Below are 478 nucleotides of genomic sequence, written 5' to 3' on the forward strand. Positions count from 1 at the left end.
GAAGGCGCTCGACTCGAAATCGAGTAGGCGGCTAAACCCCGCCTCGTGAGTTCGAATCTCACTCTCTCCGCCAATTGACTAAAAGCGATGCTGTAGATATAACCTCTTGCGGTAAAGCCAAGCTTCGCCTAATGAAGCTTGGCTGACTGAAAAGGGGTAGAGAAAATTACGGAGTTCCTCTCCGTCATAGAAAAATTAAGCCCTCGAGACATAAAGGTTATCACCTGCAGGTATAACTATCGAACCGAGGGGCAACCGGTACGAGGCAACAGGAAAAGCAGGATCCTTTTCACAATTTGTGAGGGGATGCCTGCTTTTTATTCTTTCCGCTTTATTGGGATAATTACGCGCGTGATATTGTGCGCGTCATCCAGATGTACAGAACCGTCCGCGCCGGTCTCCAGATCATAATGAGTCGACCGATGTGATTTGGGAAACCTGCACTTTAAGGAGCTGGATGAACGGGCTGGATGAGGCG

Source organism: Syntrophomonas sp. UBA1041 (assembly GCF_002316705.1).
Classification (GTDB): Bacteria; Bacillota; Syntrophomonadia; order Syntrophomonadales; family Syntrophomonadaceae; genus DTU019.